This is a genomic window from Ruegeria sp. SATB027, from assembly GCF_059613825.1.
In genome coordinates this window covers 149,063-164,783 of record NZ_JBXWTH010000028.1, presented here as the reverse complement: position 1 = coordinate 164,783, position 15,721 = coordinate 149,063, and the positions used below count along the sequence as shown (strand labels likewise).

16 protein-coding genes are annotated in these 15,721 nt (G+C 57.3%); 14 read left to right on the top strand and 2 right to left on the bottom strand.

Features of this window, described 5'->3' with window-relative positions; all coding sequences use genetic code 11:
- Positions 1 to 35: 35 nt before the first annotated feature.
- Positions 36 to 1,031, bottom strand: coding sequence for a GT-B fold glycosyltransferase domain-containing protein (locus AC2FPW_RS06000; RefSeq protein ID WP_496812861.1), 996 nt, complete (start codon positions 1,029 to 1,031; stop codon positions 36 to 38).
- 144 nt (positions 1,032 to 1,175) lie between these two features.
- On the opposite strand from AC2FPW_RS06000, the gene AC2FPW_RS05995 reads away from it, so the two are divergent.
- The 4 genes from AC2FPW_RS05995 (at position 1,176) to preA (ending at position 5,508) form a co-directional block, all read left to right on the top strand.
- Positions 1,176 to 1,808 carry a cupin domain-containing protein gene (locus AC2FPW_RS05995; RefSeq protein WP_496812860.1) on the top strand — a complete coding sequence of 211 codons (633 nt, stop codon included), beginning with the start codon at positions 1,176 to 1,178 and terminating at the stop codon, positions 1,806 to 1,808.
- A 159-nt stretch (positions 1,809 to 1,967) separates the two neighbouring features.
- Entirely contained in the window at positions 1,968 to 3,302 is a 1,335-nt protein-coding gene (locus AC2FPW_RS05990; protein WP_267364144.1) for an NAD(P)-dependent oxidoreductase, read from the top strand.
- Between the two features lie 46 nt (positions 3,303 to 3,348).
- A complete protein-coding gene (locus tag AC2FPW_RS05985; RefSeq protein WP_496812859.1) occupies positions 3,349 to 4,185 on the top strand; it encodes a class I SAM-dependent methyltransferase in 837 nt (278 codons plus the stop codon).
- A gap of 18 nt (positions 4,186 to 4,203) precedes the next feature.
- Positions 4,204 to 5,508, top strand: coding sequence for an NAD-dependent dihydropyrimidine dehydrogenase subunit PreA (gene preA, locus AC2FPW_RS05980; RefSeq protein ID WP_496812858.1), 1,305 nt, complete (start codon positions 4,204 to 4,206; stop codon positions 5,506 to 5,508).
- A 47-nt stretch (positions 5,509 to 5,555) separates the two neighbouring features.
- Here the strand turns inward: preA and AC2FPW_RS05975 are convergent, their stop codons facing one another.
- Complete coding sequence (locus AC2FPW_RS05975) at positions 5,556 to 6,164, bottom strand: TetR family transcriptional regulator C-terminal domain-containing protein (RefSeq protein ID WP_209504191.1); 609 nt, start codon at positions 6,162 to 6,164, stop codon at positions 5,556 to 5,558.
- A 172-nt stretch (positions 6,165 to 6,336) separates the two neighbouring features.
- On the opposite strand from AC2FPW_RS05975, the gene AC2FPW_RS05970 reads away from it, so the two are divergent.
- The 10 genes from AC2FPW_RS05970 (at position 6,337) to AC2FPW_RS05925 (ending at position 15,661) form a co-directional block, all read left to right on the top strand.
- Positions 6,337 to 7,587, top strand: a complete 1,251-nt coding sequence (locus tag AC2FPW_RS05970; RefSeq protein WP_496812857.1) for a Zn-dependent hydrolase — start codon at positions 6,337 to 6,339, stop codon at positions 7,585 to 7,587.
- A gap of 91 nt (positions 7,588 to 7,678) precedes the next feature.
- Complete coding sequence (gene hydA, locus AC2FPW_RS05965; protein WP_496812856.1) at positions 7,679 to 9,133, top strand: dihydropyrimidinase; 1,455 nt, start codon at positions 7,679 to 7,681, stop codon at positions 9,131 to 9,133.
- A gap of 54 nt (positions 9,134 to 9,187) precedes the next feature.
- A complete protein-coding gene (locus AC2FPW_RS05960) occupies positions 9,188 to 9,985 on the top strand; it encodes an ABC transporter ATP-binding protein (RefSeq protein ID WP_209595940.1) in 798 nt (265 codons plus the stop codon).
- Positions 9,975 to 10,418 (top strand): GNAT family N-acetyltransferase, encoded by a 444-nt coding sequence (locus AC2FPW_RS05955; protein WP_496812855.1) that lies wholly within the window; start codon positions 9,975 to 9,977, stop codon positions 10,416 to 10,418. The genes AC2FPW_RS05960 and AC2FPW_RS05955 overlap by 11 nt, the downstream gene beginning before the upstream one ends.
- Positions 10,415 to 11,332, top strand: a complete 918-nt coding sequence (locus AC2FPW_RS05950; protein ID WP_480565157.1) for an ABC transporter permease — start codon at positions 10,415 to 10,417, stop codon at positions 11,330 to 11,332. Before AC2FPW_RS05955 ends, AC2FPW_RS05950 begins: the two co-directional genes overlap by 4 nt.
- A complete protein-coding gene (locus AC2FPW_RS05945) occupies positions 11,329 to 12,174 on the top strand; it encodes an ABC transporter permease (RefSeq protein ID WP_267364134.1) in 846 nt (281 codons plus the stop codon). Before AC2FPW_RS05950 ends, AC2FPW_RS05945 begins: the two co-directional genes overlap by 4 nt.
- 61 nt (positions 12,175 to 12,235) lie before the next feature.
- Complete coding sequence (locus AC2FPW_RS05940; protein ID WP_480476654.1) at positions 12,236 to 13,225, top strand: ABC transporter substrate-binding protein; 990 nt, start codon at positions 12,236 to 12,238, stop codon at positions 13,223 to 13,225.
- A 159-nt stretch (positions 13,226 to 13,384) separates the two neighbouring features.
- A complete protein-coding gene (locus AC2FPW_RS05935) occupies positions 13,385 to 14,098 on the top strand; it encodes an ABC transporter permease (protein WP_480565154.1) in 714 nt (237 codons plus the stop codon).
- The gene (locus AC2FPW_RS05930) at positions 14,091 to 14,825 is read left to right on the top strand and encodes an ATP-binding cassette domain-containing protein (protein WP_496812854.1); all 735 of its coding nucleotides are present in this window, start codon (positions 14,091 to 14,093) and stop codon (positions 14,823 to 14,825) included. Before AC2FPW_RS05935 ends, AC2FPW_RS05930 begins: the two co-directional genes overlap by 8 nt.
- Before the next feature lie 20 nt (positions 14,826 to 14,845).
- The gene (locus AC2FPW_RS05925; protein ID WP_496812853.1) at positions 14,846 to 15,661 is read left to right on the top strand and encodes an ABC transporter substrate-binding protein; all 816 of its coding nucleotides are present in this window, start codon (positions 14,846 to 14,848) and stop codon (positions 15,659 to 15,661) included.
- The last annotated feature ends 60 nt before the right edge of the window (positions 15,662 to 15,721 follow it).

The following is a 15,721-nucleotide window of genomic DNA, read 5'->3' as shown; positions in this document are numbered from 1 at the left end:
TGTAGGCCATTGCCCGCCTGCGCACAACGATCCTGTCAGCGCAGCCAGAGGCCCTTGCTTTTGATCGTGTTGCGGATGGCCTGTTCGCGTCGTGGCAGATGATCCCGGTCAAACAGGGCGCGGACTTTTGCGCCTTTCCCCTGCAGAACCATCTTTTTCAGCGGCTCATATTGCTTGAGAACTTTCTTGACCTTGTTTGGAGCGACGACGGTTTCCAAGACGTCTATCACATGGTCGCTTTCACGGGCGTACAGCAAGGGAAACAGGCGATAGTGGCAACTGACGGACCCGTCCAGTAAACCGGGGGGCAAAACATCACGACCACCGCCGAACGAGTGAATGACAAGGGGCAGGGCGGCCTGGTCCAGCCAGGGATCAAGGCTTTGGCCCGTCAGCTCCGGAATGTTTTCGTCGCGGATTGTTCTGGCGTAGTCCAGAAAACGCTCACCAAATTTCCGCGGGCATTTGTAGAAGAAATAGCCTGCATTGAAATACAGGTACCGCCGCCAGTGGTCATGGGGTTGATCGGTGTCCAGCGAGCTTTCGAAATCCAACCCGAACCGGGCGTAAAGCGCGCGCCAGATACCGTCAAAGCCGGGGCCATACAGCGTTGGTTTGGGCCATGTCCCTTCAACCTTCAGTGACGCGCTGGGGCGGTCGAAGTCAAATGGCACGGATGTGATCTCGCCAGTGATCAGCGTGTCGGTGTCAAAGAACACAAAGGGCTCATCTTCCGGCAGGGCCATCAGCGCTTCGATCTTGTTGCCGTACGGATAGCTTTCACCGAATACATGCGAGTCGAAGGGCAGAATTTCAGCATCCAGTTGTTTCAGGGCTTTCAGAACATCTTCGTCCTGAATGCGGGGGTCCTGTTTCCAGCGGGGCCCAGGATTGGGCGTGGCGACAAACAGTTTGCCCCCGAATTGCGGTGAAGAATGGCGCAGTGAAGCCGCAAACAACAGGGCTTCGTATTGCAGGCGGTTGTTTTGACCGACGACCGCGATGTTGAATGTCTGTGACGTTGCCTGCATCTATGCCCGTTTCCCGACAGGTGTTTGACCGTGCACCTTGAAGTTCGGATTACAGCAAGCGGCCCAAGGCGTCAAAAGCGGAAAATTTGAAATTTCATCACGCGATCCCATTTCTTTCAGGGGTCGCAGCAGAAAGGGTTACACATGCGGATCAATGCGGATTTCACAAAACGGGTCGCAGTTCATTTTGACAATAGCGAATGGGTCGCTTCCCCTGCGGCTGGCGTCGAGCGTAAAATGCTGGACCGGATTGGTGATGAGGTGGCCCGTGCAACAACCATTGTCCGCTTTGCGCCCGGCAGCGCTTTTTCTGCCCATACCCATGACGGCGGCGAGGAATATCTGGTGCTGGACGGCGTATTTCAGGACGAGACCGGAGATTTCCCCGTCGGCAGCTATGTGCGCAATCCGCCGACGTCCTCGCACACTCCGTCTGCAGCGGAAGGCGCGACCATTCTGGTCAAGCTGCACCAGTTTGACCCGCAAGACCGTACCGAGGTGCGCCGCTCGATAAATGGCGATTCTGACGTGCAACTGTTCAAAGATGATCATGAGGACGTTTTTGTGCGGACATGGGCGGCGGGGGACGTGGTCGAGCTGGATGCGCGCGACGGAATGGAAGTGTTTGTCATAAGCGGCAGTTTCTCTGAATCGGGGGAGGAATTTTCGACATGGGACTGGTTGCGCTTGCCGCCCGGAACGCACTCTCGGGCCGTTGCAGGGCCTGACGGCGCCCGGGTTTGGACCAAGTCCCACCATCTTGGCGAAATGGTCTGAAAGCTTTTCGGCCCTGAAATTAACCAAAATGCCAATGAATCCGGGTTATACGGCCCGGATTTTTAATTTTTTGACCATTTGGCAAATTTTACCAATTGATAAAAAATTTATTTGTGGCAAGCTGAGGTCATAACAAACATATCTACAGGGAGTAGAGTGATGGCACAGGGCCAGATGGCACCCGGCATCGTCGCCGGGCGGCTTTCAAGCGATGAGCTGACCTCGAATTTCACCGATCTGCATCCGCCATTGGCCCCGCATGAGGCCGCAGTTGCAGCAGACCGTTGTTATTTCTGCTATGACGCACCTTGCGTGACAGCGTGTCCGACAGACATCGATATTCCGCTATTCATCCGTCAGATTCAGGCCGGACAGCCGCAGGCAGCCGGGCGAACGATCTTTCAGCAGAATATTCTGGGCGGAATGTGCGCCCGTGTCTGTCCGACGGAAACACTGTGCGAAGAGGCCTGTGTTCGTGAGACGGCAGAAGGCAAACCGGTCGAGATCGGACGGCTACAGCGCTTTGCGACGGATGATCTTATGTCCGCGGGGGCGCATCCGTTTGAACGTGCGGCATCAACCGGGAAGACGGTTGCTGTCGTGGGGGCAGGGCCTGCCGGTCTGGCCTGCGCGCATCGTCTTGCCATGCTGGGTCATGACGTGGTGATCCACGAAGGCAAGCCCAAACCGGGCGGTCTGAACGAATACGGGATTGCCGCCTATAAATCGACCAACAATTTTGCGCAGGCCGAGGTCGACTGGCTGTTGAAAATCGGTGGTATCACGGTTGAAACCGGGTCGGTTCTGGGTGAAGGCATCTCGCTGGATGGTCTGGTCGAAAATTACGACGCGGTGTTCCTGTCCATCGGACTTGCCGGGGTGAATGCCCTGCGCGCGGATGGTGTTGACAAGGACGGCGTGCGGGATGCCGTCAATTTCATCTCGGACGTGCGGCAGGCTGGTGATCTTGCACAGCTTCCTGTCGGGCGGAACGTCGTCGTTATTGGCGGCGGCATGACTGCCGTGGACGCAGCGGTAAAGTCCAAATTGTTAGGTGCCGAGAATGTCACCATTGCCTATCGCCGGGGCCGCGACGCCATGGGTGCCAGCCGGTACGAGCAGGATCTGGCAACCTCGCACGGGGTTCAGATCTTGACCAATGTGCAGCCGGTGGCGGTACACGGCAATGGAGCCGCTACCGAGATTGAGCTGGAATATACCTCGAGCCAGAACGGCCAACTCACCGGAACCGGTGAAACGGTCCGGCTACGGGCAGACCAGGTTCTCAAGGCCATCGGTCAGACGCTGGAAGGTGCGCCGGAAGGGCTGAAGCTGGACGGCAACAAGATCGCTGTCAGCGGTGCGGGACGCACTTCTGTGGCCGGTGTCTGGGCAGGCGGAGATTGCGCGGCGGGGGGCGAAGACCTGACCGTTACGGCTGTTGCCGAAGGCCGGGATGCAGCGATGGACATCCACGCGACGCTGGTTTCGTGATAGGATGGGGTATTCACCCCATTCCTTTCGCTGCTGAGGTATTCCCATGTCCCAGATCGAACAAGCCGTAGCGCAACACTACACCACCGGAGCACTGACCGACCGCGTCCGCGCGGCGCTTGAGGCCAGCGGTATCGATCCGGATGCGGCCACGGTCGCAGACCTGAAAGCAGGGGACGAGTTCCATACGGGCGGCGTTCTGGCGACCAACAACCTGTTTGCGCAGTTGTCGCCGACCCATGCGACCCGTGTTCTGGATGTCGGATGCGGTATCGGCGGGACCTCTCGCTATGTCGTGGATCGCTATGACTCGACAGTTACAGGCGTCGATCTGACACCGGAATTCGTTGAAACCGCCAAGGTGCTCAGCGATATGGTCGGGCATTCCTCGAAAACCAGCTTTCATGTGGGCAGCGCATTGGACATGCCGGTGCCGGATGCTGGGTTCGACCTGGCCGTCATGATGCATGTGGGCATGAACATAAAGGACAAGGCCGGGCTGTTCGCCGAAGTGTCGCGGGCGCTGGCCAAGGGTGGCACTTTTGCCCTGTTCGATGTGATGGCCGGAGACGTGGACGAGCCGCTGGCTTTCCCTTTGCCGTGGTCCACTGTTGCCGAAACCTCGTTCGTGGATGCGCCGGATGTTTATAAGTCTGCGGCAAGCGCCGCGGGTTTTGAACTGGTGACAGAAACGGATCGCACCGAATTCGCGATACAGTTCTTCGAGGACGTCTTTGCAAAGATTGCCGAATCCGGCCCGGCACCGCTGGGCATTCACCTGATGATGGGCGAGACGGCACCCGAAAAGTTCCAGAACTACGTCAAAAACCTCAAGGCCGGGCGCATACGTCCGACCGAAATGATATTCAAAAAATCCGGCTGAGCCGGGAAGGGAGAAGCCATGGCCGATCTGACGACTAACTTTCTGGGCATTTCCAGCCCCAACCCTTACTGGCTGGCCTCTGCGCCGCCGACGGACAAGGAATACAATGTTCGTCGCGCGTTTGAGGCCGGTTGGGGCGGTGTTGTGTGGAAGACACTGGGGTCCGAGGGACCGCCGGTCGTAAATGTGAACGGCCCGCGGTATGGCGCGATCTACGGTGCCGACCGCCGTTTGCTGGGACTGAACAATATCGAACTGATCACCGACCGCCCGCTTGAGGTGAACCTCGAGGAAATGGCGCGGGTCAAGGCCGACTATCCGGATCGCGCCCTGATCGCTTCGATCATGGTGCCCTGCGAGGAAGAAGCCTGGAAAGCCATTCTGCCGCGCGTGGCTGAAACCGGCGCGGACGGAATCGAACTGAACTTCGGTTGCCCGCACGGGATGAGCGAGCGCGGTATGGGGTCCGCCGTAGGGCAGGTGCCGGAATATATCGAGATGGTCACGCGTTGGTGCAAGCAATACTATGACCGTCCGGTCATCGTGAAACTGACACCGAATATCACCGATATCCGGAAACCTGCGGCGGCGGCCAGAAATGGTGGCGCGGATGCGGTGTCGCTTATCAATACGATCAATTCGATCACCAGCGTCAATCTGGATACGTTCAGCCCGGAACCCTCGATCGATGGCAAGGGCAGCCACGGAGGATATTGCGGCCCTGCCGTGAAGCCGATCGCCCTGTCGATGGTGTCCGAAATCGCTCGGGCCGAGGCGACGCATGGCATGCCAATCTCGGGCATCGGGGGTGTCACCACATGGCGTGATGCGGCCGAGTTTATCTCGCTGGGATGTGGCACGGTGCAGGTCTGTACCGCTGCGATGACCTATGGGTTCAAGATCATTGATGAATTGACGGCAGGTCTGTCGGAATGGATGGATGAAAAGGGGTATACCAGCATTGATGAGGTGATCGGGCGCGCGGTGCCCAATGTCACCGATTGGCAATACCTGAACCTGAACTACATCGCCAAAGCCAAGATCGATCAGGACCAGTGCATCAAATGCGGCCGATGCTATGCCGCCTGTGAAGATACCAGCCATCAGGCGATTTCAATGTCGGATGACCGTGTGTTCGAGGTGACGGATGACGAATGCGTCGCCTGTAACCTCTGCGTTGATGTCTGCCCGGTGGAAGGCTGTATTTCGATGGTGCCGATGGCGGCGGGTGAAATCGATCCGCGCACCGGGAAAGAGGTTCAGCCGACCTATGCGAACTGGACCACGCACCCGAACAATCCGATGGCCAAAGCAGCGGAATGATCGAGACAAGGAATATCCCTGAGGGGCCGCTGACGCGGCCCCTGCATTCATGGCGTCAGAAGCTTTCGGTACAGCGTATCGACAAAGGGCTCTGCACCCTCAAACGGGTTTTCGTCACCCAGAATAGCCCGCACCTGAACGTCGAAATCGGCATAATGCTGCGTCAGCGCCCAGATCGAAAACATCAGATGATAAGGGTGCAACCGCGCGATTTTGCCCTGATCCATCCAATTGGTGAGAATGGTGACCTTTTCGTCAACCAGTTGTTTGAGATCATTGGACAAAGCGTCGTGAATGCGGGGCGCTCCTTGCACAAGCTCATTGGCAAAAAGGCGGCTTTCCCGTGGTAGCTCCTGACTCATTTGCAGTTTCCGGCGAATATAGGCCAGCATTTCCTCCATCGGATCACCGGTCTCATCCAGATCATGCAGGGGCGCCAGCCAGGTTTCCAACAGGCCCGAAAGCAATTCGGTGTGGATCGCTTCTTTCGACGCGAAATAGTAGAGGAGATTGGGTTTGCTCAACCCCGCCTCGGCAGCAATCTGATCGACGGTCGCCCCACGAAACCCGTGTGCGGAAAACACATTCAGGGCAGCCTCGAGAATCGCGGCTCGGTTCTTCTTCTGGATACGAGTCGGTGCGCGGTCTTTCGGCATGATTTCAGTGTGTCTCTTTTTTCGTCGGATGGGCACGGATTACACTGAAATTTCAGGCTTTGCCGCGCAATTTCTTGACTGATACCGAACCCGTGATAGCGTGAGTTTGACCAGTTGGTCAAATCAAGACACCAATAGCGAGCAAAATCGCAAGCAAACAGGGAATAAGACAATGGCAGCTCCGGCGCAGAATCTCAGGATCAATGGCGACAGGTTGTGGGACAGCCTGATGGAGATGGCCAAGATCGGTCCCGGTGTTGCGGGGGGGAATAACCGGCAAACTCTGACTGACGAGGATGCCGAAGGCCGTGCCTTGTTCCAGAAATGGTGTGAAGAGGCTGGATGCACCATGGGGCTGGACCAGATGGGCAACATGTTTGCGCATCGTGAGGGCACCGACCCGGACGCTTTGCCGGTCTATGTGGGTTCGCACCTGGATACGCAGCCGACTGGCGGAAAATATGACGGTGTGCTGGGCGTTCTGGGCGGGCTGGAGATTATCCGCACACTCAATGATCTCGGGATCAAGACAAGACATCCCATCGTGGCGACCAACTGGACCAACGAGGAAGGGACGCGATATGCGCCTGCCATGCTGTCGTCCGGTGTCTTTGCTGGAATGCACACGCAGGACTGGGCGTATGACCGTGAAGATGCCGAGGGTAAGAAATTCGGGGATGAACTGAACCGGATCGGTTGGCGCGGCGAAGAAGAAGTCGGCGCGCGCAAGATGCATGCTTTCTTTGAGTTGCATATCGAACAGGGTCCGATCCTTGAAGCCGAAGGAAAGGATATCGGCGTCGTCACCCACGGACAGGGTCTGAGCTGGACACAGGTCACGGTGACCGGCAAGGATGCCCATACCGGTTCAACCCCGATGCCGATGCGCAAGAATGCCGGACTTGCGATGGCGCGCATTCTTGAGAAAGTGGACGAAATCGCCTGGTCTCATGCACCGCATGCGGTCGGTGCCGCGGGGCATATCGACGTATTCCCGAATTCTCGCAACGTAATCCCCGGAAAAGTCGTTTTCACGGTCGATTTCCGCTCGCCCGAGCTGGAGGTGATCACCGACATGGAAAATCGCCTGCGGGTGGCGGCGGAAGATATTGTCGAAGAAATGGGCCTGCAGATCGGATTCGAGAAAGTCGGCGGTTTCGATCCGGTGAAGTTCGACGACGATTGCGTGTCTGCCGTGCGCGATGCGGCTGAAAGGCTGGGCTATTCGCATACCAACATCATCTCGGGCGCGGGGCATGATGCCTGCTGGATCAACCGTGTGGCCCCGACCGCCATGGTCATGTGCCCCTGTGTGGACGGGCTGAGCCATAATGAGGCTGAAGAGATCAGCAAGGATTGGGCGGCAGCCGGGGCAGATGTCCTGCTGCATGCCGTGGTCGAGACTGCCGAAATCGTGGAATAGGGGGCGCTGCCCCCGTCGCCCAAGGGCGACTCCCCCGGGATATTTTTGGCCAGATGAAGCAAGCGGCGCAGACCGCATCAGGGAGTTCAAAATGAGTACTGTTATTAAAAACGGAACCGTTGTCACCGCGGATTTGTCATACAAGGCGGATGTATTGGTCGAAGGCGGCGTCATCACCGGGATCGGGATGGGTCTGAAAGGTGATAACGAGCTGGACGCGACCGGCTGTTATGTGATGCCCGGTGGGATTGATCCGCATACCCATCTGGAAATGCCGTTCATGGGCACCTATTCCAGCGATGATTTCGAAAGCGGTACGCGGGCGGCCCTGGCGGGGGGCACGACTATGGTTGTTGACTTCGCACTGCCCAATCCGGGTGAAAGCCTGTTGGATGCCCTGAAGCGCTGGGACAACAAATCAACGCGGGCGAATTGCGACTACTCGTTCCACATGGCGGTGACATGGTGGGGCGAACAGGTATTTGACGACCTCAAGACCGTGATCGAGACGCGCGGCATCAACACGTTCAAGCATTTCATGGCCTATAAAGGCGCGTTGATGGTGAATGACGATGAGCTTTATGCTTCGTTCAGGCGTTTGGCCGAACTGGGCGGCATCGCAATGGTGCATGCCGAGAACGGAGACGTCGTTGCCGAACTGAGCGCCAAGCTTCTGGCCGAGGGGAACTCTGGCCCGGAAGCGCACGCTTATTCCCGACCGCCGCAAGTAGAGGGTGAGGCCACAAACCGGGCCATTATGATCGCAGATATGGCGGGCGTGCCGCTGTATGTTGTTCACACATCCTGCGAAGAGTCTCATGAGGCCATTCGCCGAGCCAGAATGCAGGGCAAGAGGGTGTGGGGCGAGCCGCTGATTCAGCATCTGACCCTGGATGAAAGCGAATATTTCAATCAGGATTGGGACCACGCCGCGCGGCGGGTCATGAGCCCACCGTTCCGCAATAAGCAGCATCAGAACAGCCTGTGGAATGGCCTGCAATCAGGATCGCTGAGTGTTGTGGCAACCGACCATTGCGCCTTCACGACCGAACAGAAACGCTTTGGAGTTGGGGATTTCACCAAGATCCCGAACGGGACCGGCGGTCTGGAAGATCGGATGCCGATGCTGTGGACGCATGGTGTGAATACCGGACGCCTGACGCCCAATGAATTTGTTGCGGTGACTTCAACAAACATCGCCAAGATACTGAATTGCTATCCGAAAAAAGGAGCGATCCTTGTTGGAGCGGATGCAGATATCGTCGTATGGGATCCTGAGAAAACGAAAACGATCAGAGCCAGTACGCAGCAATCTTCGATCGACTACAACGTGTTTGAGGGCAAAGAGGTCAAAGGCCTGCCGCGCTTTACGCTGACCCGTGGACAGGTTGCGGTACATGATGGTGAAATCCGCACGCAGGAAGGCCATGGCGAGTTTGTTGCGCGCGAGGCAAATACGACCGTCAACAAGGCTTTGAGCGCGTGGAAAGAACTAACCGCCCCTCGGCCAGTTGAGCGGACAGGTATCCCGGCGACGGGGGTTTGATCCGTTGGGCCGCTGTCTGGGCGGCCCCGGCACCACTCTTTTCAAGGCAGTAGAATGACCACTGAAAGCACGACCCAGCACGTCATCGAAGCAAGGCAGCTTGACCTCACCTTTCAAACCAATGACGGGCCTGTTCACGCGTTGAAAGACGTGAACCTGACGATCGACAAGGGTGAATTTGTTAGTTTCATTGGCCCCTCGGGCTGTGGGAAAACCACTTTCCTGCGCTGTATCGCGGCCTTGGAGACACCGACCGGCGGGTCGCTGACTGTCAACGGAATGACAGCGGACGAAGCACGGCGGAACAGGGCCTATGGGTATGTCTTTCAGGCAGCGGGCCTTTATCCCTGGCGCACCATAGCAAAGAACATCAAGTTGCCGCTTGAGATCATGGGCTATTCCGCATCCGAGCAGGAGGAACGGGTGAGAAAAGTCCTGGAACTAGTTGATCTTGAAGGATTTGGGGGAAAGTTTCCCTGGCAGTTATCCGGTGGGATGCAGCAGCGCGCCAGCATCGCGCGGGCCTTGGCCTTTGATGCTGATATCTTGTTGATGGATGAGCCGTTCGGCGCTTTGGATGAGATTGTGCGAGACCACTTGAACGAGCAGCTTCTGGCGCTTTGGGCCAGAACAGAAAAGACCATCGGATTCGTGACGCATTCGATTCCAGAAGCCGTATATCTGAGCACCAAAATTGTCGTGATGAGCCCGCGGCCGGGGCGGATTACGGATGTGATCGACAGCCCGCTGCCAAAGGAACGGCCGTTGGACATTCGTGACACTCCGGAATTCATCGAAGTGGCCCATCGTGTTCGCGACGGGTTGCGGGCGGGGCATTCTTATGACGACTGATCCGGGGGCAGAAACCATCAGACGGGCCGTGGTAAGTGACGTGCCGGCTTGTGCCCGCGTGATTTACAACTGGGCCTGGCAGACGGACTGGATGCCTGATGAATTGCCGGTGGAGGAATTGGCGACCCTGATCCACAAAGCGTTCGACAGTCGCGAGATCTGGGTCGCGGGTGATCCGGTTGATTGCTACATGTCCATAGATCCGGCGCAGTGTAAAATCGGTGCGTTGTATTGCAGCCGGACGGGGCAGGGAATTGGCAAGCGTTTCGTTGCCAAGGCGAAGCAGGGTCGGACCCATCTTTGGCTGACAACGCACAAACCTAATCAGGCGGCGCAGAGGTTTTACCGTCGTGAAGGGTTCGAGGTAACTGCCGAAGAACCACCCGTACCGCCGGATACAGTGCCCGTCTATCGAATGGAGTGGCATGCATGAAGCAGATCATTGCCGTTTTCACCGTCGTCGCCGTGATCGTTCTGTTCTGGTATGTCGCTTGCGTTCCGATGAACATCAAAGGGGTTTTGACCGAGCTTGAACGTGGCGGTGCCGAGGTTCAGCCACCCACCGCAAGTGCGCGCCGGGATCTGGGAGAGTTCGGTCTGGTTCTGAATAATTCGTTCGCGATTCCAGCAACTTGGGAGCAAGGCAAGCCCCGTTTGCCATCACCTCATCAGGTGGCGATTGAATTGTGGGATACAACTGTTCTGAAGAAAATCAACTCGAAAAGATCGCTGATTTTTCATGGGTGGGTGACACTCAGCGCTACGATGCTGGGCTTTGTCATCGGGACCGGGCTGGGTGTCTTGTTGGCCGTTGGGATCGTGCATAGCCGCGTGATGGATTTGTCGGTCATGCCATGGGCTATCGTTAGCCAGACGATCCCGATTATCGCTTTGGCTCCGATGATTATCGTGGTTCTTTACTCGGTCGGGGTTCAGGGGATCATTCCTAAGGCGATCATATCAGCGTATCTGAGCTTTTTCCCGGTTGTCGTCGGTATGGTCAAAGGGTTGCGCAGCCCTGACGCGATGCAACTTGACCTGTTGCGGACTTATAATGCCAGCCAATCGCAGGGGTTCTGGAAACTGCGCCTGCCCGCGTCGATGCCATACCTGTTCACCTCGTTGAAGATCGGTATTGCGGCGTCGTTGGTCGGCGCAATCGTGGGTGAGCTGCCGACAGGCGCTGTCGCAGGATTGGGTGCTCGGTTGCTGGCAGGCAGTTACTATGGTCAAACCGTGCAGATATGGTCAGCGCTGTTTGCTGCGGCCATTCTGGCCGCCTGCCTGGTCGGTTTGTTGGGATTGATTGAACGGTCGGTTCTGAAGCGGATGGGGATGGCGCAATGATGTTGGTTGTCTTTGCTTTGCTGCTGTGGGCTTTCGGCTGGTGGTTGAACAGCCGATTGGCCAGTGGCCCGCAAGCCGACAGCCAGATGGTACGCTTTCTGGCACCGGTGATTTTTGGTCTGACCATTGTTGGAGCCTGGGAGCTGGTGGTCCGTGGGCTTGAAGTGCCGCTGGTCATTCTGCCGGCACCGTCTGCCATAGCAGTGCGATTTGCAGGTAGCCTTGACATTCTTTGGGCCGACTTTGTTCAGACAATCCTGAAAGGGGCGCTCAGCGGATATGTCATCGGCTGTGGATCGGCCTTCCTTATGGCGATTGCCGTCGATCGGTGGGATTTCCTGCGTTTGGGGCTGTTGCCAGTCGGGAATTTCGTCGCGGCTTTGCCCATCGTTGGGACGGCACCCATTCTGGTCATGTGGTTCGGGTTTGATTGGCATTCCAAAGCGGCGGTGGTCGTTGTGATGGTGTTCTTTCCGATGCTGGTCAACACCGTGGCCGGTCTGCGCGAGGCCACCGCAATGCAGCGTGACTTGATGGAAACCTATGCTGCAAGCTATTGGCAGAGCTTTCTGAAGCTGCGGCTGCCCGCGGCGATGCCTTTCATTTTCAACGGGTTGAAGATTTCGACAACTTTGGCTTTGATTGGCGCCATCGTGGCGGAATTCTTCGGATCGCCAACGCTCGGTATGGGATTTCGGATTTCCACCAGCGTCGGTCAATTGTCGTTGGACATGGTCTGGGCCGAAATCGTTGTTGCCGCTATCGCGGGTACGGCCTTTTATGGCCTGGTGGCGGGAATCGAAAAAGTGGTGACGTTCTGGCACCCCTCACAACGCGGATAAGACGAAGAAAATCAACAGACCCTGAAAATCGGGGCGCAACAAGCAACTAGGAGAAATGAAGATGAACAAGCTATTCAGCGGGGCGGTTGCCGCCTTTGGTCTGGCAGCCAGTACGGCGCTGGCGGCGGATGAAGTGACACTGCAACTGAAATGGGTCACGCAAGCACAATTCGCGGGCTACTACGTTGCCAAGGACAAGGGCTTTTACGAGGAAGAAGGCCTGGACGTTACCATTCTGCCCGGTGGGCCTGACATCGCTCCGACACAGGTGATTGCGGGCGGCGGTGCTGATGTGACCGTTGAATGGATGCCTGCCGCTCTGGCCGCACGTGAAAAAGGGTTGCCGTTGGTGAACATCGCCCAGCCGTTCAAAAGCTCGGGCATGATGCTGACCTGCTGGAAAGATGCCGGTATTTCGTCGCCTGAGGACCTGAAGAACCGCACGCTGGGTGTCTGGTTCTTTGGCAATGAGTTCCCGTTCATGAGCTGGATGAGCCAGTTGGGCATCAGCACTGATGGGAAAGGCGACAACGGTGTGGAAGTTCTGAAACAGGGCTTCAACGTCGATCCGCTGCTGCAACGTCAGGCGGATTGCATCAGCACCATGACCTACAATGAATACTGGCAGGTCATCGATGCCGGTGTCAGCCCAGATGAACTGGTGACCTTCAAATACGAAGACCAGGGTGTCGCGACGCTGGAAGACGGTCTTTACGTTCTGGAAGAAAATCTCAGCGATGCGGCCTTCACCGACAAGATGCAGCGGTTTGTTCGCGCCTCGATGAAAGGATGGAAATACGCCGAGGAGAACCCCGACGAAGCAGCGGATATCGTGCTGGAGAACGATGCAACGGGTGCGCAGACGGAAGAACATCAGAAACGCATGATGGGTGAGATCGCCAAGTTGACCGCAGGTTCGAACGGCGCGCTGGACCCGGCGGATTTTGATCGCACCGTTGGTACCCTGCTGGCCGGAGGTTCTGACCCGGTGATCACCAAGACACCTGAAGGGGCCTGGACGCACCAGATTACGGATGCTGCTCTGAACTGACGCTAACCGTTAATTTGAAGGTCAAAAACGCGGTCCCAATCGGGGCCGCGTTTCGCATTCGTGGTGTCGGAATTGTGTCTGTACTTGGCACCGATATAAAGTAGTATTTCCCTGTAAACTTACGCGTATCTATACGAAGGGTGGATTGCAGGGAATAAAATGCAGGAATTTTCAACAGAATTCAGTGCTGCGATTGCCTTGATCCTTGGGGGAGATTCTGAGCTGTGGGCAATTGTGCTGTTGTCTCTGAAAGTGTCCGTTTTTGCGGTGCTGGTTTCTGCTCTGATCGGAATGCCCGTGGGGGCTGCGTTGGCCGTCGCCCGTTTCCCCGGCCGCCGGATGCTGATCGTCCTGATGAATGCACTGATGGGGTTTCCACCGGTTGTCGTAGGCCTGCTGGTCTATCTGATGCTGTCCCGTTCGGGTCCCTTGGGAGTGCTTGAGCTTTTGTACACTCCGACCGCCATGATCATCGCGCAGGTGGTGTTGGTCACTCCCATTGTCGCGGCTCTGACGCGCCAGGTTGTTGAAATGTTGGCTGAGGAATATTCAGAACAGCTGCGGTCCTTGGGAGTGTCACGGCTGGCCTCGGTCCCGGTTTTGTTGTGGGATGCTCGACTGGCACTGGTCACGGCCTTGCTTGCCGGTTTCGGACGCGCCATCGCCGAGGTGGGCGCGGTTATCATCGTTGGCGGAAACATCAATCATGTGACCCGCGTGATGACGACAACCATTGCGCTTGAAACGTCGAAGGGAAATCTGTCGCTGGCACTGGCGCTGGGGGCGATCCTGATCGGGATTGCAATTGCGGTAAACGCGATGGTCAGCGCGGTCAGTTTGCGGGCCGAACAGGAGGGGTTGCGCCATGCGTGACGTGATCTGCGAGATGTCGAACTGTCTGACGGTTGAAAAAGTGCAAATTCGCAGCAACGGCAAGGTTTTGCTGGATGTTCCTTCATTGGTTCTGGATGGTCCGGGGCCGACGTTGCTTCTTGGCCCCAACGGTGCGGGAAAAAGTCTGTTGCTACGGTGCTTGCATGGCCTGATCTCGCCGGATCGCGGGCGGGTGGTGCAGGACGGAAACCCTCTGGGCGCCGCGCAGAAAACGCGCCAAGCCATGGTATTTCAGAGACCGGTTCTGTTGCGACGGTCTGTTGCTGCAAACCTGGGCTTTGTCCTCAAGCGTCAGGGCAAGGGGCGAGCGGCGAGAAAGGCACGTATCATCGAGTTGCTGGCCGAAGGCGGGCTGGAGGGGAAGGCCTGGCAATCTGCCCGGTCGCTCTCAGGGGGCGAGGCCCAGAGGCTGGCCATTTTGCGTGCCTTGGCGCTGGAGCCCGAAACACTGTTTCTGGACGAACCGACCAGCGCCCTTGATCCCGGCGCAACACAGATGATCGAACGTATGGTTCTGCGCGCCTCGGCGCGGGGTGTACGGATCGTGATGGTCACACATGATATTGGCCAGGCCCGTCGTTTGGCGTCGGATGTGGTCATGATGCAGGGCGGTCATGTGGTTGAACACGGCCCCGCAAAGCAGGTTTTGGATACCCCCGAAAGCGAAGCATCGCGTCGCTACCTCGCGGGTGGATTGGTTACCTAAAAGATAAAACGGAGAAAATGATGTTCCGCGCAATACTTCGGGCAGCGGTGATAGCCTTTGGTCTGTCGGCAAATGCGGCCTTGGCAGAGACACCGTTCATTGTCGTGCAGTCTACGACATCCACCCAGAACTCGGGGCTGTTGGACTATATTCTGCCGTGGTTCGAGGCCGAGTCGGGCATTGACGTACGCGTTGTGGCTGTAGGAACCGGTCAGGCAATCCGCAACGCAGTGAATGGTGACGGGGACGTTCTGCTGGTTCACGCCAAATCCGCCGAAGAGAAATTCGTCGCTGATGGATATGGCGTGGAGCGGAAGGACCTGATGTATAACGATTTTGTATTGGTGGGCCCCAAGGCAGATCCCGCTGGAATTCGCGGTGGTGCCGACATTCTGAGCGCTCTTACAGCGATTGCAAAGGCTGAAGCCCCGTTTGCGTCGCGCGGTGATGACAGCGGAACGCACAAGGCCGAGCTGCGGCATTGGTCGGCTGCGGGGCTGGACCCAACCGGCGCGTCCGGCAGTTGGTATCGGGAAACCGGTTCAGGTATGGGGGCGACGCTGAACGTTGCCAGCGGCATGGACGCGTACACTCTGACAGATCGGGCGACGTGGCTGTCCTTTGGTAACAGAGGCAATCTTGAGATCCTGGTCGAAGGCGACCCGCGTCTGTTCAACCAATATGGTGTGATCCTCGTAAATCCTGAAAAGCATCCGCATGTACGGGCGGCCGCTGGTCAGCGTTTCATCGACTGGTTGACCGGGCCGGACGGGCAGGAGGCGATCGCCTCTTTCCGGCTGGACGGTCAGCAGGTGTTTTTCCCCAATGCGCAATAAGCTGGCCTGCGGCCAGCCCCTGCGGGGCGAGTATTTTTGAAAAGATGAAGGCGCGGGTGG

Bases quoted from the DNA above. Each gene is read 5' to 3' on its own strand.
- AC2FPW_RS06000 (WP_496812861.1), bottom strand. From the start codon at position 1,031: ATGCAGGCAACGTCACAGACATTCAACATCGCGGTCGTCGGTCAAAAC.
- AC2FPW_RS05995 (WP_496812860.1), top strand. From the start codon at position 1,176: ATGCGGATCAATGCGGATTTCACAAAACGGGTCGCAGTTCATTTTGAC.
- AC2FPW_RS05990 (WP_267364144.1), top strand. From the start codon at position 1,968: ATGGCACAGGGCCAGATGGCACCCGGCATCGTCGCCGGGCGGCTTTCA.
- AC2FPW_RS05985 (WP_496812859.1), top strand. From the start codon at position 3,349: ATGTCCCAGATCGAACAAGCCGTAGCGCAACACTACACCACCGGAGCA.
- preA (WP_496812858.1), top strand. From the start codon at position 4,204: ATGGCCGATCTGACGACTAACTTTCTGGGCATTTCCAGCCCCAACCCT.
- AC2FPW_RS05975 (WP_209504191.1), bottom strand. From the start codon at position 6,164: ATGCCGAAAGACCGCGCACCGACTCGTATCCAGAAGAAGAACCGAGCC.
- AC2FPW_RS05970 (WP_496812857.1), top strand. From the start codon at position 6,337: ATGGCAGCTCCGGCGCAGAATCTCAGGATCAATGGCGACAGGTTGTGG.
- hydA (WP_496812856.1), top strand. From the start codon at position 7,679: ATGAGTACTGTTATTAAAAACGGAACCGTTGTCACCGCGGATTTGTCA.
- AC2FPW_RS05960 (WP_209595940.1), top strand. From the start codon at position 9,188: ATGACCACTGAAAGCACGACCCAGCACGTCATCGAAGCAAGGCAGCTT.
- AC2FPW_RS05955 (WP_496812855.1), top strand. From the start codon at position 9,975: ATGACGACTGATCCGGGGGCAGAAACCATCAGACGGGCCGTGGTAAGT.
- AC2FPW_RS05950 (WP_480565157.1), top strand. From the start codon at position 10,415: ATGAAGCAGATCATTGCCGTTTTCACCGTCGTCGCCGTGATCGTTCTG.
- AC2FPW_RS05945 (WP_267364134.1), top strand. From the start codon at position 11,329: ATGATGTTGGTTGTCTTTGCTTTGCTGCTGTGGGCTTTCGGCTGGTGG.
- AC2FPW_RS05940 (WP_480476654.1), top strand. From the start codon at position 12,236: ATGAACAAGCTATTCAGCGGGGCGGTTGCCGCCTTTGGTCTGGCAGCC.
- AC2FPW_RS05935 (WP_480565154.1), top strand. From the start codon at position 13,385: ATGCAGGAATTTTCAACAGAATTCAGTGCTGCGATTGCCTTGATCCTT.
- AC2FPW_RS05930 (WP_496812854.1), top strand. From the start codon at position 14,091: ATGCGTGACGTGATCTGCGAGATGTCGAACTGTCTGACGGTTGAAAAA.
- AC2FPW_RS05925 (WP_496812853.1), top strand. From the start codon at position 14,846: ATGTTCCGCGCAATACTTCGGGCAGCGGTGATAGCCTTTGGTCTGTCG.